The organism is Nocardioidaceae bacterium (assembly GCA_018672315.1).
GTDB lineage: Bacteria > Actinomycetota > Actinomycetes > Propionibacteriales > Nocardioidaceae > TYQ2.
Map to the genome: position 1 here is coordinate 1,228,019 of CP076053.1, position 19,542 is coordinate 1,247,560.

Consider the following 19,542-nt stretch of genomic DNA (forward strand, 5'->3'; position numbering starts at 1 on the left):
GAACAACGCTCCGTACGCCGTGCCAAGCGCCGCCGCGCCTACTTCGTGATGATGGGCACCTGCCTGACCCTCATCGTTCTCGCCTGGGGCGTCGTGCGCTTCTTCTCCACCACCGCGGCTGTGGTGATGAGCCTGGTCGCCGCGGTCATCCCGCCCATCGCCGCGATCGTGGCGAACCGTGGGCTGACCGACGCCGACAACGACCCGTTCACCTACCCGGACTCGGGCGGGGACGCGCGGGGCGAGCGATGAGCTTCGCCGGCATCCCAGTGGCCGCCCTCGACTTCTACGACGACCTCGAGCTCGACAACACGAAGTCGTTCTGGGAGGCGCGCAAGCAGACGTACGCCGAGGCCGTCCGCGGCCCGATGCAGGCCCTCGCCGCGACGCTCGAGCCGGAGTTCGGCAAGGCCAAGCTGTTCCGGCCCTACCGCGACGTGCGCTTCAGCAAGGACAAGACGCCGTACAAGACGCACCAGGGGCTGTTCGTCCAGAAGGCCCCGGCGACAGGCCTGTACGCCGAGGTGGCCGCGCCCGGCTTCCGTGTGGGCGTCGGTTTCTACCACGCCGAGCCGGCCCGGCTGGCGGCGTTCCGCACGGCGGTCGACTCCCCTGCGGGTGAGTCGCTGGAGCGTACGCTCGCCGCTCTCGAGGGCGCCGGCTGGGAACGCGGCGGTGACCGGCTGAAGACCTCACCGCGCGGCTGGGACGCGGACCACCCGCGTATCGACCTGCTGCGTCACAAGACGCTGACGCTGGCCAAGCACTACGGCTTCGAGGACTGGATCCACACGCCGGCGCTCGCGGACCAGGTCGCGGCGGACTGGCGTGAGGCGATGCCGCTCGTCACGTGGGTCACCGAGCACACCCGGGTCGAGGCCGACGACGTGGTGCTGCGCGAGGGCTGAGACCTCCATCGGCGCGATTTTGTGCCCTCTGGGCGTGACTATGTGCCCTCTCGGCGCGATTTTGTGCCCTCTCGGCGGTCAGTGGGGCTGCCAGGCGTCCTCGTCGCCGGTGCGCTCCTGCACGGCGTCGGGCAGCTCACCCGCGGCGAGGTCGGCGATGGTGACCGACTCGAGCACCTCACGCAGGCTGGACCTCGCCGCGATCCACACCGGCTGCAGCACGGCGGCGCGCTCGTTGTACTCCACCGCCTCGGGGCGGAGGCCGTACACGCTGACCAGCGGTCCGTCGACCGCCCTGATCACGTCGGCGACGCGCACCTCCGCCGCAGCCCTCGCCATGCGCCACCCCCCGGACTGACCGCGCTGCGAGGCACAGATGCCGGCCCGTCGGAGATCGCCGAGGATCGCCTGGAGGAAGCCGTGCGGGATGTCCTGCCGGGTCGACAGCGACTCGGCGCTGACCGGTCGACCGGACTCCTCGGTGACGATCTCGATCAGCGCGCGCAGGGCGTAGTCGGACTTGGCGGAGACGCGCACGGCGCCAGTGTCCCATCCGAGGGGGCACTGGCGCCGCGTACGACGCCCGTCGGCGCAGCAGAGATCAGATGCCGGCCATCGTGACCGTCTCGATCTCTCCGGCAGCCTCGTTGCGACGGGCCAGGCGCTCCTGCTTGACCGCCCACACGATGCCGCTGATCCACAGGGCGGCCACGCCGAGCGCGACGTACGCCTGGGCGGCCCCGGGCACCCCGACGGCGGAGAGGATGGTGTTGGAGTTCGTCAGGATGATCAGGCCGCCGGCGGCGACACCGAGCACGCGGGGCGCGAGGATCTTCACGAGGTACGCCGCGATCGGCGCAGCCACCACGCCGCCCGCCATGAGGGCGAGCGCCCAGGCGAAGTTGATGCCCTGCGTGCCGAGCGCCAGGAGGAAGCCGACCGAACCGCCGACGGCGACGAGGAACTCCGAGGTGTCGATCGAGCCCACGACCTTGCGGGGCTCGAGGCGACCCGAGGACAGCAGCGTGGTCGTGCCGACGGGGCCCCAGCCGCCGCCACCCAATGCGTCGAGGGTGCCGCCGAAGAGGCCGAGCGGCACCAGGAAACGCACCGACAGCCGGCCCTTGAACTGCGGCCGGCGCCCGCCGAGCACGAGAAAGCGCCACACGACGTACACACCGAGCGCCAGCAGGATGCCCGCCACCCACGGCTTGGCGGTCTCGGCGTCCAGGCTGACGAGGAAGGTCGCGCCGACGAAGGCGCCGATCGCGCCCGGCACGGCCATGATCGAGACGGTGCGCCAGTCGACGTTGCCGAGCTTGTGGTGCGCGAAGCCCGAGACGAGCGTGGTGCCGAGCTCGGAGAAGTGCACGGCCGCGGAGGCGGCGGCCGGGGCGATGCCCGCGGCGAGGAGGAGGGTCGTGGAGGTGACGCCGAAGGCCATGCCGAGGCTGCCGTCGACCAGCTGGGCGAAGAGGCCGACGACGGCGAGGACGATGAGGTTGCGCACGGGGGAAGCTCCGATCGTGATTGTCGACTAACTCACTATGGTTAGTACGTCGATAGAGAAACACAGATCGGACGTCGCTGCAACACCATCCGGCCGCGACGCGCCGCGGCATGCCTGGCGTGACGGCAAAGACTGCGAAGGCGTGACCCACGCCGCACGGCGTTTCGCTTGCGAGGGGTCCTAGGACGTCCCAGAATCGGTTACTCAGGAGTAACAAGAGACGTACGCAAGCCGGCCGCCCCGCCCAGCGGGGGCCACACCGACACGAGGTGGATCGCAGTGGGTCACTACAAGAGCAACATCCGCGACATCGAGTTCAACCTGTTCGAGTTCCTGAAGCGCGACGAGGTGCTCGGATCCGGCCCCTTCGAGGACGTCGACGTCGACACCGCGAAGGCGATCCTCGGCGAGGTCGACCGCATGGCCCGCGAGGAGCTGGCCGACTCCTTCGTCGACTCCGACCGCAACCCCCCGGTCTTCGACCCCGAGACGCACACGGCACCGATCCCCGAGTCGTTCAAGAAGAGCTACCAGGCCTGGATGGACGCGGAGTACTGGCGCCTCCAGTTGAGCGCGGAGGACGGCGGCACCCCCGCCCCCTCGACGCTGAACTGGGCGATCGGCGAGCTCGTGCTCGGCTCCAACGCCCCCATCTGGATGTACGCCGCCGGGCCGTCCTTCGCCGGCATCGTCAGCCGCAACGGCAACGAGCGCGACAAGAAGATCGCCGAGATCATGATCGAGCGGCAGTGGGGCGCCACGATGGTCCTCACCGAGCCCGACGCAGGCTCCGACGTCGGCGCCGGCCGAGCGAAGGCCACCGCCAACGAGGACGGCTCGTGGAACATCGAGGGTGTGAAGCGGTTCATCACCTCCGCCGAGCACGACATGAGCGAGAACATCATGCACCTCACCCTCGCCCGCCCCGTGGGCGTCGAGGGCGCCGGCGGCCCCGGCACCAAGGGCCTCTCCCTCTTCCTGGTGCCGAAGTACCACTTCGACCACGAGACCGGCGAGCTCACCGGCGAGCGCAACGGCGTCTACGTCACCAACGTCGAGCACAAGATGGGTCTGAAGGTCTCCAACACCTGCGAGCTGACCTTCGGCGCGAACGAGCCCGCCAAGGGCTGGCTGCTCGGCGAGGTCCACGACGGCATCGCCCAGATGTTCCAGGTCATCGAGAACGCCCGCATGATGGTCGGCTCCAAGGCCATCGCGACGCTGTCGACCGGCTACCTCAACGCGCTGGAGTTCGCCAAGTCCCGCGTGCAGGGCGCCGACCTCGCCCAGGCCGCCGACAAGACCGCACCGCGCGTGACCATCACGCACCACCCCGACGTACGCCGGTCGCTGATGACCCAGAAGTCCTACGCCGAGGCGATGCGCGCCCTCGTGCTCTACACGGCCTCCTGGCAGGACAAGGTCATGCTCGCCGAGCACGCCGGCGAGCGCGACGAGATGGCCGAGCAGGTCAACGACCTGCTGCTGCCCATCGTCAAGGGCTACGGCTCGGAGAAGTCCTGGACGCTGCTCGGCACCGAGTCGCTGCAGACCTTCGGCGGGTCGGGCTTCCTGCAGGAGTACCCGATCGAGCAGTACGTGCGCGACGCCAAGATCGACACGCTCTACGAGGGCACCACCGCGATCCAGGGCCAGGACTTCTTCTTCCGCAAGATCGTGAAGAACCAGGCCGCCGCGCTGGGCCACCTCAACAACGAGATCCAGGCGTTCATCGACAACGAGGGCGGCAACGGCCGTCTCAAGGTGGAGCGCGAGCTGCTCGCGAGCGCGCTGACCGACGCCCAGGCGATCGTCGGCGAGATGATCAACACCCTCATGGCGGCCGACGTCCGCCAGGAGGGCGGCGACATCACCAACATCTACAAGGTCGGCCTGAACACGACCCGCCTGCTGATGGTGCTCGGCGACATCACCTGCTCCTGGCTGCTGCTGCGTCACGCCGAGCTGGCACTGGAGAAGCTGGCCGGTGACACCGGCTCCGACCAGGCCTTCTACGAGGGCAAGGTCGCCGCCGCGCAGTTCTTCGCCCGCAACGTGCTGCCGAAGATCGCCGCGGAGCGGGCCATGGCCGAGGCCGTCGACGGCTCGATCATGGAGCTCGACGAGGCTGCGTTCTGACACGCGCCACCAGCTGCTGATCACCCGCCGCAGGGCCGGACCGTACGCACGGTCCGGCCCTGCCGCGTCTCGTCTCGGCAACGACGACGCGTCGGCGCGGCGTGGCGGTTGTGTCGGCGTGGCGTACGCCGGGTACGTGTGACCTGCTGCTCAGCAGCCGACTCTGCACTTCGACGAGAGGCAACACCATGGGCACCGGCATCGGCGTCGTCCTGCTGGTCATCGGCGCGATCCTCTACTGGGCGATCGACGTCGACATCCCCGGCATCAACGAGGACGCGACCGGCGTGATCCTGATGCTGGCCGGCCTGCTCGCCATCGGTCTCGCGCTCTACCTCAGCTACCAGCGCTCCAACACCCGCACCACCTACGTGCAGCAGGACCGTCGCACCGACAACCAGTACTGACGCGCCGGGCTGTCACCCGACCGCGCTCATCGCAGGCTGACCGTAGGGTGCGATCCATGAACGACGAGCAGCGGCTGCAGGCCGCCATCGACGCCTGGGCCGAGGCGTGCGCGAGCTTCCTCGCGCTCGGCCGCGCGCTGTCCGAGGACGACTGGTCCGTCCCGACAGACCTCCCCGGCTGGACGGTCGCCGACGTCTTCGGCCACACCGCCCATCTCGAGGCCGTCATGACCGGCACGGCGCACGACGAGGTCGACCTGCCCGACTCCCCGCACGTCAGAGGCCCCGTCAACGCCTGGATCGAGCAGGGCGTGCACGCCCGCCGCGGTCGCGCGGCGCTGGAGGTGCTCGAGGAGCTGCAGGCCGCCGTCACCGCCCGCGCCGAGCACCTGCGCGCCCACCCGCCCACCGACGGCTCGGCCCGTGCCGACGGCGGGCTCGGCGACTGGGACTGGAACACCCTGCTGTCCAACCGCGTCGTCGACGTGTGGATGCACGAGCAGGACGTACGCCGCGCCGTCGGTCGCCCCGGCGGCTTCGAGGGCGCCGCGTCGGCGCACGTCGTACGCAGCTTCCTCGGCGCCCTTCCCTTCGTGCTGGGCAAGCGCGTCGGGCTGGGGTCCGACCAGTCGGTGCTGCTGACCCTCACCGACGCCGACATGTCGCTGGCGTACGCGATGCGCCCCGAGGGCCGCGTCGGACTCACCGACGACCTCCCCGACGAGCCCACGGTCGGTCTGGCCATGAGCACCGAGACCTTCACCGTGCTCGCCGGCGGACGGCAGGAGCCCGGCGTACGCGAGATCGCCGTCACCGGCGACCGTGACCTCGCCGACCGCGTCCTGCCTGCGCTCGCCGTGACCCCCTGACCGCGGGACCCCCCGACCCCGTGAGCGCGCGCCTCAGACCGCTGCGCGACGCCGACGTCGACCGCGTGCTCGCCCTCAACGAGGAGCACGTCGCGGTGCTCTCGCCGCTCGACCGCGCCCGCCTGACGCAGCTGCGGGGCTGGGCGCAGCGCTTCGACGTCGTCGTGCTCGAGGAGCCGGACGAGGACGAGCAGGTCGTCGGCTTCGTGGTCGTGGTCGGCCCGGGCTCGGCGTACGACTCGGCGAAGTACCGCTGGTTCGACGCCGCCTACGACGAATTCCTGTATCTCGACAGGATCGTGCTGGACGCGCGCGTGCACCGCCGCGGTCTGGGAACCATCGTCTACGACGAGGTCGAGGGGGACGCCGTCTCCCACGGGCGCCTGTGCCTCGAGGTCGACACCGACCCTCCCAACGCCGCGTCGCTGGCCTTCCACGCCTCCCGCGGCTTCACCGAGGTCGCGCGGCTCGGGGGGCCAGGGACTGAGGTGTCCCTGCAGGTCAAACAGCTGGCGTGAGGTCCTCCCGGACCTGACCGGCCGAGTGGAGGGGTGGTGCGAGGTGGCGAAGGCACGCACGCGCGAGGTGGGCAGGGCGCAACGGCACACATCGGCGGCTCCGGACGAGGTCTGGCAGCGCTGGGAGGACCACGAGACCTGGCCGCAGTGGGTGACCCGGTGCCGTGACGTCTCGATGAGCTCGCCGATGCGGTGCAACGCCACCGGTCGCAAGGAGCGCACCGACGGTGGCCGCGAGGACTTCGTCATCACCCTGTTCGTGCCGGGCCACAGCTACGCGCAGGCGACCCGGCTGCTCGGTGCGCGGGTGGAGTCGCGCTACCAGGTGCGCTCGGCCGGCGGCGGCAGCGACGTGACGGTCTCGGTGACCCTGCGCGGCCGGCTGGCCCGCCTCTACCGTCGACGGCTCACCGAGCGGCTCGCCACCTCTCTCCCGGCGGAGCTGAGCCGGCTCACCGAGCTCGCGGAGCGCCGTGCCCAGGTCACCGCACCGACGCCCCTCGCCGATCGGCCCGGGGTCGGGCTCGAGTTGGGCGCCGTACGATCCACGGGTGCCTGAACGCCTCTCCTCCGCCGAGCTGATCAGGCGGGTCCTGGACCCCGGCACCTTCGAGTCGTGGGACGCTCCCGTCGTCCGCGAGGGCTCCGAGACCCCTGACGACGCGTACGCCGCCCAGCTCGCCCGAGCCGCGCAGAAGGCGGGCACGGACGAGTCCGTCGTGACCGGCAGGGCGCTCCTCGACGGCCTGCCCGTGGCGGTCGTGGTCGGGGAGTTCGACTTCCTCGCCGGTTCGGTCGGGCGTGCCACGGCGCGACGCATCCGCGCCGCCGTCGAGCGGGCGACCGCCGAGGGACTTCCCGTGCTCGCGGCGCCGGTCTCCGGGGGGACGCGCATGCAGGAGGGCGTCCCCGCGTTCGTGCAGATGGCTCCGGTCGCCGCCGCGATCGCGGCGCATCGTGCCGCCGGGCTGGCGTACCTCGTGTGGCTCCGCCACCCCACCACCGGTGGCGTCATGGCCTCCTGGGGGTCCCTCGGCCAGATGACGGCGGTCGAACCCGACGCGCTCGTCGGCTTCCTGGGGCCCCGGGTCTTCGAGGCGCTGCACGGCGAGCCGTTCCCCGAGGGCGTGCAGACCGGGGAGAACCTCGCCGCCCACGGCGTCGTGGACGCCGTGCTGCCCGTCGCCCGGCTGCGTGAGAGGGCCGCCGCGGTCGTGCGGCTGCTCACCGACCGGGTGGTGCACGTCGGTGCCGCGGGCGACGCGCGGGCGGAGCAGTCGTCGCCACCGGCACCGCCGACGCCGCCGGCAGACGCGTCGGGCACGTGGTCGGTGGTGCGCCGGTCACGCGCAGAGGACCACCCGGGCGTCCGCGACCTGCTCGCCGTCGGCGCCGAGGGCACCGTGGTGCTCAGCGGCACCGGGGAGGGTGAGCGCGACCCCGGCGTGCTGCTCGCCCTGACCCGCCTCGGTGGGCACAGCTGCGTGCTCGTCGGGCACGACCGCGCCTCGGTCGCCGCGCACGGACCGTTCGGTCCCGCGGGGTTGCGTACGGCACGCCGCGGCATGCGCCTGGCCGCCGAGCTCGGCCTGCCGCTGGTCACGGTCGTCGACACCGGCGGCGCCGAGCTGTCCGTCGCCGCGGAGCAGGGGGCGATGGCCGGCGAGATCGCCCGCTGCCTGGCCGAGCTGACCTCGCTGCCGGTGCCGACCGTCAGCGTGCTGCTCGGGCAGGGCAACGGTGGCGGTGCCCTGGCCCTGCTGCCGGCCGACCACGTCATCGCGAGCGGCACGGGCTGGCTCTCGCCGCTGCCGCCCGAGGGAGCCTCGGCGATCGTCCATCGCGACACGTCGCACGCGGCCGAGATGGCCCACGCGCACGGCGTCACGGCGGCGGCCATGGCCACCCACGGACTCGTCGACCAGGTCCTCGAGGGTGAGGGTCGCGAGCTGGTCGTACGCCTCGCAGGCGGGGTCGCCGCGGCGTTGAGCGACCTCGGAGGCACCGACGACGCCGCCCGACGCGCCGCCCGCCTGCACCGCTACGCCTGACGCACGACGACCCGCCACCCCCTGCGGGGCGACGGGTCGTCGTGGTGTCGTGGCGTCGGCTCAGCCGTCGACCGACCTGCGGCGGATCAGCAGGCCGCCGCCGACCAGCAGCATCACGGTGCCGAGCAGACCGGCGCCGAGGATGCCGGGCGAGGTGCCCGTGGCGGGGAGCGCCTGCGGCGCCGGGCCCGTCGTCGGGACCTCACGCGGACCGGGCTCCGGTCCGCGCGACGGCTCGTCACCCGGGTCCGTCGGCTCGTTCGGGTCGACCGGCTCGTTCGGGTCGATCGGCTCCGGCGGCTCGACCGTGTCGCAGCCGAGTGCTGCCGACTCCTCGGCCGTCAGCTGCCGGGTCGTGGGCGGCTCGTACGACGTGGTCGTGGTGGCCACGAACCCGCCGATGGTGGCGTCGTAGTCGAACGAGGTGGTCACCGTCCCGCGGCGGCTGGTGACGCCGTCGCAGGTGCGGCTGAGCTCCTCGAAGAGGTCGACCGTCTCGTCGGGACGCGTGCACTCGCCGTCGACGACCTCACCGCCGGGGATGTCGGCGCAGATCTCCTCGGGCGGCTGCACGACGCTGTCGCAGCCGAGCTCGGCCTCCTGGGCGACGGTGAGCGGGGTGTAGCGCCACTCGCCGTACACCGGACCGGAGTCGGTGCCGACCCACTGCGTGCCGTCCCAGGCGTAGGTCGTCGTGATGACGCCCTCGCGCACCCCGTTGCCCAGCTCGCAGCTGGTCAGCGTCTGCACCACCGTGCGGGTGTCGGGCGCCTTCTCGCAGTCGAAGCCCGCGGGCTGCTCACCCTCGAGCTGAGGGCACTCGTCGGTCGGGCCCTCGTCGGTGCCGGGGCACTCCTCGGCGGTGGCCGGACGGTCGACCGAGTCGACGGAGACGACGTCGGAGGAGACCTGCTCGAAGCCCTGGCCGGGCACCCAGCGGTAGGAAACCTTCGTCGTGGTCGTGGTGGTCGTGACGATGCCCTCGACGCACTTGACCTGCGAGCTGGACTGCTCGTCCTCGTAGGAGGGGTCCTCACAGGCGGCCGGCGGCTGGTCGAGGGCGACCTGATCGGTCGTGGTCTTCACGTTCTCGCGCTTCACCTGGCCGGTGAGCGGGTCGATCTCCTTCTCCCAGCCCTGGCCCGGGATCCACTCGTACGCCTCGTCCCAGGTGGTCGTGGTGCGGGTGACCGAGCCGTCACACTGATTCGCGGTGTCCACGGCGACGTCCTGGCCGGTGGTCTCGTCGGGCTCGCAGCCCTCGCCCGGGCTCTCGGCGTCCTTCGTGTCCGTGACGACGCGGATGTTGTCGCGCACCGGCGTGCCCGTGTCGTCGAGGACCTTCTCCCAGCCCTGGCCCGGGATCCACTCGTAGCGCTCGTCCCAGCTCGTCGTCGTGGTGGTGAGCGTGCCGGCCTCACAATTGAAGACGGGGCCGCTCTCGTCCGAGCCGGTCGTGGCCGGCTCCTCGCAGGCGCCGGGCGTGACCAGCGGGCTGGTGGAGGTCTTCTCGGTCACGACGGGCTCGCCGGCGACCCAGCCCGTGCCGGGCTGCCACACAGAGGGTGTCGTGGTCGTGGTCGTCGTGGTCTCGGTGACGCCGTCGACGCAGACGTCTTTCGAGGTGGTCTTCTGCTCGACCTTGTCGTCAGGCTTGTTGGTGCAGTCCTCGCCGCTGGCGAGGTTCTTGGTCTCGGTGGTCTCACCGAGCTTGTCGCCGCGTACGGGCTTGCCCTGGTCGTCGACGCGCAGCGTCCAGCCCTTGCCGGGCTTCCAGTCGTAGATCTTCGCGTAGCGCGTCGTGGTGACGTCGTACGTGCCGGCCTCGCACTTCAGCACCGGGTCGCCGGTCACGACGATCTCGCCGGTGGGCTTGGCGCAGCTGTCCGGGGGGACGTCGAGGTTCTCGGTCTTCACGTCGGTCGTCACGACGGGGGCCTTCTTCTCCCAGCCCTGGCCGGGGATCCACTCGTACGACGTGGTCGTCGTGGTCGTGGTGGTCTTCTTGACGCCGTCACAGGTGATCTCGGGCGCGGAGACGACAGTCTCCACCTCGTCCTTCGGCTGACCGCAGTGCGCGTCAGCGGGGATCTTGTCCTGATCGACGGGAACGCTCTTCGTGGTCTCCTTGATGTTGAGCTTCTGTCCGCTCTTGACCCACTGGCCGTCTCTCACGACGTACTCGTCGTCCCACGTGGTGGTGGTCTGCGTGGCGGTGCCCGCCTCGCAGTCGAAGTTCTCGTACGGGCCGGTCTGCATGCCCGAGCTCGACGGCTTGTCCGTCGGCGGCTCGTCCTTCTTCTTGTAGAAGACGATGTAGTGGCTGACGGCCTTCTTGGTCGAGTGCTTGATCGTCAGCGACGTCGTCGCAGCGACGCGGACGTACTCAGGGCCGCCGCCGCTGGCCTCGGAGCCCGCCTTGACGCAGTAGCCGATGATCAACTTGCCCGTGGGGGCGTGGACCGTCACCGACTCGGGGTCGCCGGTCGTGTCGATCTTGCCGCTGGTGTCCCCGTAGCCCTGGGGCGAGCAGATGTTGCCCGTCGCTCCGGCGGACGACAGCAGACCTGTCGATCCGAAGCCGGCCATGACGCTCAACGCGAGCAACAGCGTCGTCCAGACGCGGACAGCAGTTCGCAACACGGGTGGTCCCCTCCACGGTGTACACGGCCCCCTGATCAGAGGCCCGCACACATCGTGGCGAGGACTGGCCACACGCGACCAGGGTCTTTAGACCCTGGACATGTCAGACACAGGCACGTTTGCCCGCATTCGTCCGAAGAGTGATGACGAAGGTCCCCCGGAGACCCCCCGGGGTGACCATGATCTGCTGACCTGGTCGGGTCAGAGGTCCTCGCGACCGTGCGGGGTGAACCACACCTCCGGGTCAGGCCCCTTGGGCACGATCTGCGAGGGGTTGATGTCGCTCTGCACCACGTAGTAGTGAGCCTGGATCTGCGCGAAGTCGATGTTCTCGCCCCAACCGGGCAGCTGGAACAGGTCCCGCGCGTACCCCCACAGCGCCGGCATCTCCGTCAGCTTCTGCCGGTTGCACTTGAAGTGGCCGTGGTAGACCGCGTCGAAGCGCGCCAGGGTGGTGAACAGGCGCACGTCGGCCTCGGTGACGGCGTCGCCCATGAGGTAGCGGCGGGTGGTCAGGCGCTCCTCCAGCCAGTCCATGGTCGTCCAGAGCCGGTCGTACGCCTCGTCGTAGGCGTCCTGGGACCCGGCGAAGCCGCAGCGGTAGACGCCGTTGTTGACCTCGTGGAAGACGCGCTCGATGACGTCCTCCATCTCCTCCCGCTTGTCCTCCGGCCACAGGTCGGGGGCGTCGGGCTTGTGGTGCTCACGCCACTCGAAGAAGAAGTCCTTTGTGATCTGCGGGAAGTCGTTGGTGACGACCTTGCCGGACTCGATGTCGACGACCGCGGGGACGGTGATGCCGCGCTCGTAGTCGGGGTAGCGGGCGAAGTACGCCTCCTGCAGCCGCTCGATGCCCAGCACGGGGTCCTTGCCGCCCTCGTCGAGGTCGAAGGTCCACGACCGCTCGTCGTGCGTCGGACCCGCCAGACCCATGCTGATCACGTCCTGCAGGCCCAGGATGTCCCGCACGATGATCGAGCGGTTCGCCCACGGGCACGCCTTGGCCGCCATGAGGCGGTACTTGCCCGGCTCGACCGGCCACCCGTCGCGGGCGTCGCGGGTGATGCGGTCGGGGATGTAGTTCATGTCGCGTTCGAAGGACTTGCCCTCGACCATGTACTTGCCGCCCTGCTTGTGCTCGTCGCGCTGTGCGGTGTCGTCGCTCATGAGCCTCCCCTACCCCACGGAGCGGGGTCGTTCACCCTTCAACGACGACCGAGCGCGCAGCCACCTCCAGCAGCACGTCGTTCGCGGCCGGCTCACCGATGCTGACGCGCACCCCCTCACCGACGAACGGGCGTACGACGACCCCCGCGTCCTCGCAGGCGTGCGCCAGCGCAGCGCTGCCGTCGCCTGCCGCGAGCCACACGAAGTTCCCCTGCGGGTCCGGCACCGTCCACCCGGCCCCGCGCAGCCCGGCGACCACCCGCGCCCGCTCCTCGACGACGGCCTCCACGCGCTCGAGCAGCGCGTCCTCACGCTCCAGGCTGGCGACGGCCGCGGCCTGCGCGACCTGGGAGACGCCGAACGGCAGCGCCACCGCGCGGACCGCCGCCGCCACCGGCGGCGCGGCGATCGCGTACCCCACCCGCAGACCGGCCAGCCCGTACGCCTTGGCGAAGGTGCGCATCACCACGACGTTGGGGTGGCGGCGTGCCAGGGCCAGCGCGTCGAGCGGGTCCTCGTCGCGGACGAACTCCGCGTACGCCTCGTCGAGCACGACCAGAACCCGGCTCGGCACGCGCTCGAGGAGCGAGGCGACCTCGGTGTGCCGGGCTGCGGGACCGGTCGGGTTGTTGGGGCTGCACACCACGAGCACGCGCGTCGCGTCGGTGACCGCGGCCGCCATCGCGTCCAGGTCGTGGCGACCCTCGTCCGTGACGGGCACACGGACGGACCGCGCACCGGCCGCGGTCACGGCGATGGGGTAGGCCTCGAAGGAGCGCCAGGCGTACACGACCTCGTCGCCGGGCCCGGCGAAGGCCTGCAGCAGGTGGTAGAGCACCGCGACGGACCCCGTGCCCGCGGCCAGGTTCGCGGGCTCCACGCCCCACCGCGCGGCGAGCGCCCCGTAGAGCGCGGTCATGCCCATGTCGGGGTAGCGGTTCATCGACTCCACCGCTGAGACCGCCGCCTCGAGCACACCCGGCAGCGGGGGGTAGGGATTCTCGTTGCTCGACAGCTTGTACGTCGGCAGCCCCTCCCGCGGGGCCGGCGGACGGCCCGGGACGTACGCCGGGATGTCCGCCACATGCGGCAGGGGCTGGGGCAGGTCGGCGGGCGCGCTCACGCCCGCGACCCTAGTGGGCCCCGGAGATGCCCGGACTCGCATGAACTCGTCCGTGCGCGGCAGGATCCCCGCATGAGGATCCTGATCTGGCTCGCCGTCCACGGTCTCGCCCTCGGCGCGGCCGTGTACCTCGTCGGCGGCATCCGCGTGACCGACCAGACCTCCTCGACCGGTGCGGCGCTCACCGTGCTCGTCGTCGGCGCCATCCTCGGTGCCATCAACGCCACGATCGGTCGGGCCCTGAAGCTGCTCGGCCTGCCGTTCATCATCCTCTCGCTCGGGCTGGTGTGGCTGCTCATCAACGGCGCCATGCTGAAGCTCGCCGGGTTCGTCGCGGGCGAGCTCGACCTCGGCTTCCGCGTCGGTTCGTGGGGTGCGGCGATCATCGGGGCGCTCGTCGTGAGCGTGACGGCGATGGTGCTGCGGCTGCTCCTGCCCGAGTACGACGAGGAGCGGCTCCGATGAGCACCCGCGCCGGCCGACACCCGCAGCTGCCGCCCCCGCGGGCGGACCGTGACGCGGACGCACCCGCGTACGCCATCGCCCTGGTGTGCCTCGGCAACATCTGCCGGTCGCCGACGGCACACGTCGTGCTCGAGGCGGCGCTGCGCGACGCCGGGCTCGGCGACCGTGTCGCGGTCAGCTCGGGCGGCACCGGCGGCTGGCACGTGGGGGACCCGATAGACCGGCGCGCCGCCGCCACGCTCGACGGGGCCGGCTACGACCCGTCCGGGCCGCGCGCCGAGCAGGTCGACGCCTCCTGGTTCTCACGCCACGACCTCGTGCTGGCCATGGACACCGACAACCTCGCCGACCTGCGCGGCCTCGCCCACGAGGCGGGGCGTACGGGCGTCGAGGTCGGACCCGAGCGCCTCCGGCTGTTCAGGGACTTCGACCCCGCCCTCGAGGTCGTCGAGGAGCAGCCGGGCACGGTCTTCTCGCCCCCGGCTCGGGAGCGGGTCGTGCCGGACCCCTACTACGGTGGCGACGAGGGCTTCACGCGCGTGCTCGAGATGGTCGAGCGCACCAGCGCAGAACTCTCCACCCAGGCAGCCAGCCTGCTCCCGAGCTGACCCCGTCCAGGAAGGCACCCCATGGCCCGGTCCACCGTCATCGCCGGTCGCGTCGAGCGTCTGCTCGGCGGCTCGGTCGTGGCGACGACCCCCGTGACCGGCGGCGACATCTGCACCGCCACGCGGGCACGGCTCTCCGACGGCACCTCGGTCTTCGTCAAGACCCGCTCCGGGGCACCGGCTGACTTCTTCACCAGCGAGGCCGAGGGGTTGGCCGCCCTGGCTCGTGCGCACCCCGGCCTGGTGCCCGAGGTGCTGGCCGTCGCGCCCGACTGCCTGATCCTGCCGTGGATCGAGCCCGGGCGCCCCGACGCCGACGCCGCCACAGCCCTGGGCGCGGACCTGGCGCGGATGCACGCCCACGGCGCCGAGGCGTTCGGGGGCCCCCGCGACGGGTGGATCGGCACCCTGCGGCTCACCAACGTCGCCGGGCGTGAGGACGAGACGTGGGCGCAGTTCTACGCCCGCCGCCGGGTGCTGCCGTACGCCGACCTCGCCCGCGACCGCGGCCGGCTCGACGGCGAGGACCACGCGGTGCTGACCCGGCTGGTGGAGCGTCTGGAGGAAGGGGACGACCTCGCCGGCCCCGCCGAGCCCCCTGCCCTCCTGCACGGCGACCTGTGGTCCGGCAACATCGTCTGGCGCCACGACCGCCACCCCGTGCTCGTCGACCCGGCCTGCCACGCCGGACACCGCGAGACCGACCTGGCGCTGATGGCGCTGTTCGGCACCCCGCACCTGCCGACGGTGCTGGAGGCCTACCAGCAGGAGAGCCCGCTCGCCGAGGGCTGGGAGCAGCGCGTGCCGTTGCACCAGGTCTTCCCGCTGCTCGCGCACGCGGTGATGTTCGGGGGCGGGTACGGAGCCCGCGCCGCGGACGCGGCGCGCAAGCTCCTGTGAGTCGTCTCAGCCGTCGCTCAGCGATCGGTGGCACCCTGGTCTCGTGAGCAGACCGAGCGAGGCGGCCCAGGGCGACGCCGCAGGCACCGATCCCTCCCGCATCCTCGTCGTCGACGACGACCGCGCCGTCCGTGAGTCGCTGCGTCGCAGCCTGGAGTTCAACGGCTACGAGGTCAGCCTCGCCGAGGACGGGGCCCAGGCCCTCGCCGTCATCGGCTCCGCGCGTCCCGACGCCGTCGTGATGGACGTGATGATGCCGCGGCTCGACGGCCTGGATGCCACCCGCGCCCTCCGCGCCGCCGGCAACGACGTACCCCTGCTCGTGCTCACCGCACGCGACGCGGTCGGTGAGCGGGTCGCCGGGCTCGACGCCGGCGCCGACGACTACCTGACCAAGCCGTTCGCGCTGGAGGAGCTGCTCGCCCGGCTCCGTGCCCTGCTGCGGCGTCGCCCGGCCGTGCCCGCCGACGGCGAGGAGCTGCTGACCTTCGCGGACCTCTCGATGGACCTGGCCACTCGCGAGGTGCTGCGGGCCGGCCGACGCATCGAGCTGACGCGGACGGAGTTCTCGCTGCTGGAGATGTTCATGCACCGGCCCCGCCGCGTGCTGGAGCGGGCCTTCATCCTCGAGGAGGTCTGGGGCTACGACTTCCCCACCACCGCGAACTCCCTGGAGGTCTACGTCGGCTACCTGCGCCGCAAGACCGAGGCCGAGGGCGAGCCCCGGCTGATCCACACCGTGCGAGGCATCGGGTACGTGCTGCGCGAGGAGCAGTGAGCCTCAAGAGCCCCGGAGCCGCCGGACGTCCCACCACGATGCCGACGTACCGCCAGTCGCTCGCGAGCCGGATCCTGCTGCTGGTCGCCGCCTCGGTCGGCATCGCGGTCGCCGCGGCGGCCCTGGCCGTGTACGCCACGGTGCGCGTCCAGCTGTCGACCAGCATCGACGAGTCCCTGATCCAGCGCGCGGAGGCGGCCGTACGCTCCGACGCGCTCAATCAGCTCGAGCTGGGGCGCGAAGTCCCGTCCTGGGTCCTCGGCGCAGGCGACATCCGGGTCGGCCACTACGTCGGCCCCGAGGGGATCTTCGTGCCCGCCGCGGGCAGCGGGCCCCTGCCCGCCTTCGGTGACGCCGAGAACGACGTCGCCATGGGGGTGGCGGCGCTGTCCGTGCGTACGGTGACCGCCTCCGACGGGTCGCTGTACCGGGTGGTGGCCGTGCCGGCGGAGCCGGGCGTCGCGTTCGTGCTGGCCCAGGGCCTGAGCCCGTCGCTGGCGGCCCTGGAGGACCTCGGGGTCGTCCTGTTCGTCGTCGGGATCATCGGCATGGTCATCGGCGGCGTCGCAGGCTGGGGTGTCGCGAAGAACTCGATGATGCCCGTGCGACGCCTCACCCGGGCCGCCGAGCAGGTCGCCCGCACCGACCGGTTGGACCCGATCCACGTCGAGGGCGAGGACGAGATCGCGCGTCTGGCGATCTCCTTCAACCAGATGCTCGCCGCGCTCGACGCCTCCCGGGAGCGTCAGCGGCGGCTCATCGCCGACGCCGGGCACGAGCTGCGGACGCCCCTGACCTCGCTGCGCACCAACCTCGACCTGCTTCAGCAGCTCGACGACGCCGTCCAGTCCGGGGCCGCGGCGCCGCGCGAGGCGGCGATGCGCTCGGAGCTGCTCGAGGACGTGCGCGCCCAGATGGCCGAGCTCACGACGCTCGTCGGCGACCTGGTCGAGCTCGCGCGGGAGGAGCCGCTCACCCCGACGCTGGAGGAGCTCGACCTCGCAGAGGTCGTCGACCGGGCCGTGGCCCGGGTACGCCGCCGCGCCCCCGGGGTGACCTTCGACGTCGACGTCGAGGCCTGGCCGTTGGAGGGCGAGCCGAACGCCCTCGAACGGGCCGTGACGAACCTGCTCGACAACGCCGCGAAGTGGAGCCCGGAGCGGGGGACCGTCACCGTCCGCGGCGCCGACGGCGTCCTCGTCATCGACGACGAAGGACCGGGCATCAGCGACGCCGACCTCCCCCACGTCTTCGAGCGCTTCTGGCGCGCCTCGGAGTCGCGCACCATGCCGGGGTCGGGTCTGGGTCTCTCGATCGTCCACCAGGCGGTGCACCGTCACCGCGGCACGGTCGAGGCCTCCCGCAACGAGGGCGGTGGCGCGCGCTTCACGGTGCGGCTTCCCGTGCCGGCCCCCTCCGAGGAGGCCGGGGCGGTTCTGTCCCGCTCCACACGACGATCTAAGTGAGCGCTCAGGCACGCGGGGGAACATGAGTGGCATGAGCGATGAACGCCGCGACCGCGAGCAGCACGATCCGACGGACGCCGAGGACACCCGCGCGTTCGCGCGTCCCGACGTCGGCGGTGACGAGCCGACGACCGAGCAGCCGGCGTACGCCGCTCCGGCCCCGGGAGCGACCACGGGTTCCTCCGGCGCGTGGGGCGACGACGACTACCTCTTCGGTGCCGCAGCCGCGGCACCCCCGCACGACCCCGACCGTGAGGCCCGTCTGCGGGAGAAGCGCGAGAAGCGCCGCGGGCGACGCCGCGTCACCGCCCTGGTGGCGGCCAGCGTGCTCGCCGGTGCGGCCGCCGGCTTCGGCGGCGCCGCGGCGTACTCCGAGCTCGGTCCGGCCGACTCCGCCGTCTCCACCAGCAACCAGGGGGTGACCACCACGGTGGTCGACTCCGGCGCGGTCGCGGCGACGCCGGGCTCGGTGCAGGCCGTCGCGGACCAGGTGCTGCCCTCGGTGGTGCAGGTGCTCGTGAGCTCAGGCGACGCCCAGGGCTCGGGTTCCGGCATCATCCTGACCGAGGACGGAACCATCCTGACCAACGCGCACGTCGTGGAGGGGGCCGGCGACTCGGCGAGCTCCGACCTGGTCGTCTCCTTCAGCGACGGCACGACGGCGCCGGCCGAGGTGATCGGCGAGGACCCGGTCACCGACATCGCGGTGATCCAGGCCGAGGGCGTCTCCGGTCTGCAGCCGGCGACCCTGGGCAGGTCGAGCAACCTCCAGGTCGGTCAGAACGTCGTGGCCATCGGCTCGCCCTTCGGGCTCTCCGCGACCGTGACCACCGGCATCGTCAGCGCGCTGGACCGTCCCGTGGCCGTCGGTCAGATCGGCGACACGCAGCAGAACACGATCTACCCCGCGATCCAGACCGACGCCGCGATCAACCCCGGCAACTCCGGTGGACCGCTGGTGAACCTCAACGGCGAGGTCATCGGCATCAACTCCTCCATCCGCACGGGTGGGGCGGCACTGGGTGGCACGAGCGGTTCCATCGGTCTCGGCTTCGCGATCCCGCTCGACGAGGTCGCCCCGATCATCAGCCAGATCCGCAACGGCGAGGAGCCCACGCACGCCCTCATCGGCATCGAGGTCAGCGACGCCGTCAGCGACGCCGGTCTCCCCCGTGGCGCCGAGGTGCAGGACGTGACCGAGGGCTCCGCCGGCGCCGCTGCCGGGCTGCAGGAGGGCGACGTCATCACCCGTCTGGACGAGAAGCTCGTCGAGGGCTCGGACTCCCTGGTCGCACAGATCCGCAGCCTCCGACCGGGCGAGGAGGTCACCCTCGGGGTGCTGCGCGACGGTGAGGAGTTCGACGTGCAGGCCACGCTCGGGTCCGACGCCGACGGCGCCTGAGGCTCGACCCCGGCGACAGCGACGGCCACAGCGACAGCGGCCATCGTCACCTCAGGGTGGCGGTGGCCGCTGTCGTGCGTGGGTAGAGGACAGGCATGGTCAACGTCGTACGCGAATTCACCGTCCAGGCCGACCCCGCCGCCGTGATCGACTACCTCAAGGACTTCTCGCACGCCGAGCAGTGGGACCCCGGCACCGTCTCGTGCACCCGCAAGGACTCCGGCGAGATCGCCGTCGGGTCGCAGTGGGACAACACCTCGAAGATGCTGGGCAACGAGACCTCGCTGGTCTACGAGCTGGTCGAGCTGCGCGGCGACGGAGTCAAGTTCAAGGGCACGAACGAGCAAGCCGTGTCCTACGACATCATCGACGTCACCCCCGCTCCCGAGGGATCGAAGATCCGTTACGAGGCGGACCTGACGCTCAAGGGCGCCGCCAAGCTCGCCGACCCGGTGCTCAAGGTCTACTTCGAGGCCAAGCTCGCCAAGGAAGTCGTGCAGGAGCTCACCCGCGTCCTCGAGTCCCTCTGACGCCCAGAGGGCAGTAAATCCCCGCGAGAGGGCACGAAATCACGTGATTTTGTGCCCT

20 protein-coding genes are annotated in these 19,542 nt (G+C 71.6%); 15 read left to right on the plus strand and 5 right to left on the minus strand.

Annotated features, from left to right (window positions below):
• Positions 1-48: 48 nt before the first annotated feature.
• Both KLP28_05730 and KLP28_05735 read left to right on the plus strand, forming a co-directional pair.
• Positions 49-252 (plus strand): hypothetical protein, encoded by a 204-nt coding sequence (locus KLP28_05730; GenBank protein ID QWC86832.1) that lies wholly within the window; start codon positions 49-51, stop codon positions 250-252.
• Complete coding sequence (locus KLP28_05735) at positions 249-908, plus strand: DUF2461 domain-containing protein (protein ID QWC86202.1); 660 nt, start codon at positions 249-251, stop codon at positions 906-908. The genes KLP28_05730 and KLP28_05735 overlap by 4 nt, the downstream gene beginning before the upstream one ends.
• A 78-nt stretch (positions 909-986) precedes the next feature.
• Here the strand turns inward: KLP28_05735 and KLP28_05740 are convergent, their stop codons facing one another.
• Together KLP28_05740 and KLP28_05745 are read right to left on the minus strand one after the other, a co-directional pair.
• A complete protein-coding gene (locus KLP28_05740) occupies positions 987-1,445 on the minus strand; it encodes an Rrf2 family transcriptional regulator (protein ID QWC86203.1) in 459 nt (152 codons plus the stop codon).
• 64 nt (positions 1,446-1,509) lie between these two features.
• Positions 1,510-2,418 (minus strand): sulfite exporter TauE/SafE family protein, encoded by a 909-nt coding sequence (locus KLP28_05745; protein ID QWC86204.1) that lies wholly within the window; start codon positions 2,416-2,418, stop codon positions 1,510-1,512.
• Positions 2,419-2,697: 279 nt separating this feature from the next.
• Between KLP28_05745 and KLP28_05750 the strand changes: the two genes are divergently transcribed.
• The 6 genes from KLP28_05750 to KLP28_05775 all read left to right on the plus strand — a co-directional run bounded on the left by KLP28_05750 (position 2,698) and on the right by KLP28_05775 (position 8,402).
• On the plus strand, positions 2,698-4,557 hold the full coding sequence (locus KLP28_05750; GenBank protein ID QWC86205.1) for an acyl-CoA dehydrogenase: 1,860 nt from the start codon (positions 2,698-2,700) through the stop codon (positions 4,555-4,557).
• 188 nt (positions 4,558-4,745) lie between these two features.
• On the plus strand, positions 4,746-4,964 hold the full coding sequence (locus KLP28_05755; GenBank protein ID QWC86206.1) for a hypothetical protein: 219 nt from the start codon (positions 4,746-4,748) through the stop codon (positions 4,962-4,964).
• A 56-nt stretch (positions 4,965-5,020) separates the two neighbouring features.
• Positions 5,021-5,833: a maleylpyruvate isomerase N-terminal domain-containing protein gene (locus KLP28_05760; GenBank protein ID QWC86207.1), complete on the plus strand. Its 813-nt coding sequence runs from the start codon at positions 5,021-5,023 to the stop codon at positions 5,831-5,833.
• Positions 5,834-5,853: 20 nt separating this feature from the next.
• Entirely contained in the window at positions 5,854-6,351 is a 498-nt protein-coding gene (locus KLP28_05765; protein QWC86208.1) for a GNAT family N-acetyltransferase, read from the plus strand.
• Positions 6,352-6,394: 43 nt separating this feature from the next.
• Positions 6,395-6,910 carry an SRPBCC family protein gene (locus KLP28_05770; protein QWC86209.1) on the plus strand — a complete coding sequence of 172 codons (516 nt, stop codon included), beginning with the start codon at positions 6,395-6,397 and terminating at the stop codon, positions 6,908-6,910.
• A complete protein-coding gene (locus KLP28_05775) occupies positions 6,903-8,402 on the plus strand; it encodes an acetyl-CoA carboxyl transferase (protein ID QWC86210.1) in 1,500 nt (499 codons plus the stop codon). Before KLP28_05770 ends, KLP28_05775 begins: the two co-directional genes overlap by 8 nt.
• 60 nt (positions 8,403-8,462) lie before the next feature.
• Here KLP28_05775 and KLP28_05780 read toward each other — a convergent pair whose 3' ends face one another.
• The 3 genes from KLP28_05780 to hisC all read right to left on the minus strand — a co-directional run bounded on the left by KLP28_05780 (position 8,463) and on the right by hisC (position 13,377).
• Positions 8,463-11,045: a hypothetical protein gene (locus KLP28_05780; GenBank protein QWC86211.1), complete on the minus strand. Its 2,583-nt coding sequence runs from the start codon at positions 11,043-11,045 to the stop codon at positions 8,463-8,465.
• Positions 11,046-11,246: 201 nt separating this feature from the next.
• On the minus strand, positions 11,247-12,212 hold the full coding sequence (locus tag KLP28_05785) for a glutathione S-transferase C-terminal domain-containing protein (GenBank protein ID QWC86212.1): 966 nt from the start codon (positions 12,210-12,212) through the stop codon (positions 11,247-11,249).
• 31 nt (positions 12,213-12,243) lie between these two features.
• Entirely contained in the window at positions 12,244-13,377 is a 1,134-nt protein-coding gene (hisC, locus tag KLP28_05790) for a histidinol-phosphate transaminase (GenBank protein QWC86833.1), read from the minus strand.
• Positions 13,378-13,407: 30 nt separating this feature from the next.
• On the opposite strand from hisC, the gene KLP28_05795 reads away from it, so the two are divergent.
• The 7 genes from KLP28_05795 to KLP28_05825 all read left to right on the plus strand — a co-directional run bounded on the left by KLP28_05795 (position 13,408) and on the right by KLP28_05825 (position 19,484).
• Positions 13,408-13,800: a phage holin family protein gene (locus KLP28_05795; GenBank protein QWC86213.1), complete on the plus strand. Its 393-nt coding sequence runs from the start codon at positions 13,408-13,410 to the stop codon at positions 13,798-13,800.
• A complete protein-coding gene (locus KLP28_05800; GenBank protein QWC86214.1) occupies positions 13,797-14,408 on the plus strand; it encodes a low molecular weight phosphotyrosine protein phosphatase in 612 nt (203 codons plus the stop codon). Before KLP28_05795 ends, KLP28_05800 begins: the two co-directional genes overlap by 4 nt.
• A gap of 21 nt (positions 14,409-14,429) precedes the next feature.
• Positions 14,430-15,308: a fructosamine kinase family protein gene (locus tag KLP28_05805; GenBank protein ID QWC86215.1), complete on the plus strand. Its 879-nt coding sequence runs from the start codon at positions 14,430-14,432 to the stop codon at positions 15,306-15,308.
• A gap of 43 nt (positions 15,309-15,351) precedes the next feature.
• The gene (locus KLP28_05810) at positions 15,352-16,086 is read left to right on the plus strand and encodes a response regulator transcription factor (GenBank protein QWC86216.1); all 735 of its coding nucleotides are present in this window, start codon (positions 15,352-15,354) and stop codon (positions 16,084-16,086) included.
• Positions 16,087-16,124: 38 nt separating this feature from the next.
• Positions 16,125-17,552 carry a HAMP domain-containing histidine kinase gene (locus tag KLP28_05815; GenBank protein QWC86834.1) on the plus strand — a complete coding sequence of 476 codons (1,428 nt, stop codon included), beginning with the start codon at positions 16,125-16,127 and terminating at the stop codon, positions 17,550-17,552.
• A gap of 31 nt (positions 17,553-17,583) precedes the next feature.
• Positions 17,584-18,954, plus strand: a complete 1,371-nt coding sequence (locus tag KLP28_05820) for a trypsin-like peptidase domain-containing protein (GenBank protein ID QWC86217.1) — start codon at positions 17,584-17,586, stop codon at positions 18,952-18,954.
• A 95-nt stretch (positions 18,955-19,049) separates the two neighbouring features.
• Positions 19,050-19,484 carry an SRPBCC family protein gene (locus tag KLP28_05825; protein QWC86218.1) on the plus strand — a complete coding sequence of 145 codons (435 nt, stop codon included), beginning with the start codon at positions 19,050-19,052 and terminating at the stop codon, positions 19,482-19,484.
• Positions 19,485-19,542: the final 58 nt, after the last annotated feature.

What these genes read in the sequence shown, in the direction of transcription:
- KLP28_05730 (QWC86832.1), top strand. Translation starts at nt 49, where the DNA reads ATGATGGGCACCTGCCTGACCCTCATCGTTCTCGCCTGGGGCGTCGTG.
- KLP28_05735 (QWC86202.1), top strand. Translation starts at nt 249, where the DNA reads ATGAGCTTCGCCGGCATCCCAGTGGCCGCCCTCGACTTCTACGACGAC.
- KLP28_05755 (QWC86206.1), top strand. Translation starts at nt 4,746, where the DNA reads ATGGGCACCGGCATCGGCGTCGTCCTGCTGGTCATCGGCGCGATCCTC.
- KLP28_05760 (QWC86207.1), top strand. Translation starts at nt 5,021, where the DNA reads ATGAACGACGAGCAGCGGCTGCAGGCCGCCATCGACGCCTGGGCCGAG.
- KLP28_05785 (QWC86212.1), bottom strand. Translation starts at nt 12,212, where the DNA reads ATGAGCGACGACACCGCACAGCGCGACGAGCACAAGCAGGGCGGCAAG.
- hisC (QWC86833.1), bottom strand. Translation starts at nt 13,377, where the DNA reads ATGCGAGTCCGGGCATCTCCGGGGCCCACTAGGGTCGCGGGCGTGAGC.
- KLP28_05795 (QWC86213.1), top strand. Translation starts at nt 13,408, where the DNA reads ATGAGGATCCTGATCTGGCTCGCCGTCCACGGTCTCGCCCTCGGCGCG.
- KLP28_05800 (QWC86214.1), top strand. Translation starts at nt 13,797, where the DNA reads ATGAGCACCCGCGCCGGCCGACACCCGCAGCTGCCGCCCCCGCGGGCG.
- KLP28_05805 (QWC86215.1), top strand. Translation starts at nt 14,430, where the DNA reads ATGGCCCGGTCCACCGTCATCGCCGGTCGCGTCGAGCGTCTGCTCGGC.
- KLP28_05815 (QWC86834.1), top strand. Translation starts at nt 16,125, where the DNA reads ATGCCGACGTACCGCCAGTCGCTCGCGAGCCGGATCCTGCTGCTGGTC.
- KLP28_05820 (QWC86217.1), top strand. Translation starts at nt 17,584, where the DNA reads ATGAGCGATGAACGCCGCGACCGCGAGCAGCACGATCCGACGGACGCC.
- KLP28_05825 (QWC86218.1), top strand. Translation starts at nt 19,050, where the DNA reads ATGGTCAACGTCGTACGCGAATTCACCGTCCAGGCCGACCCCGCCGCC.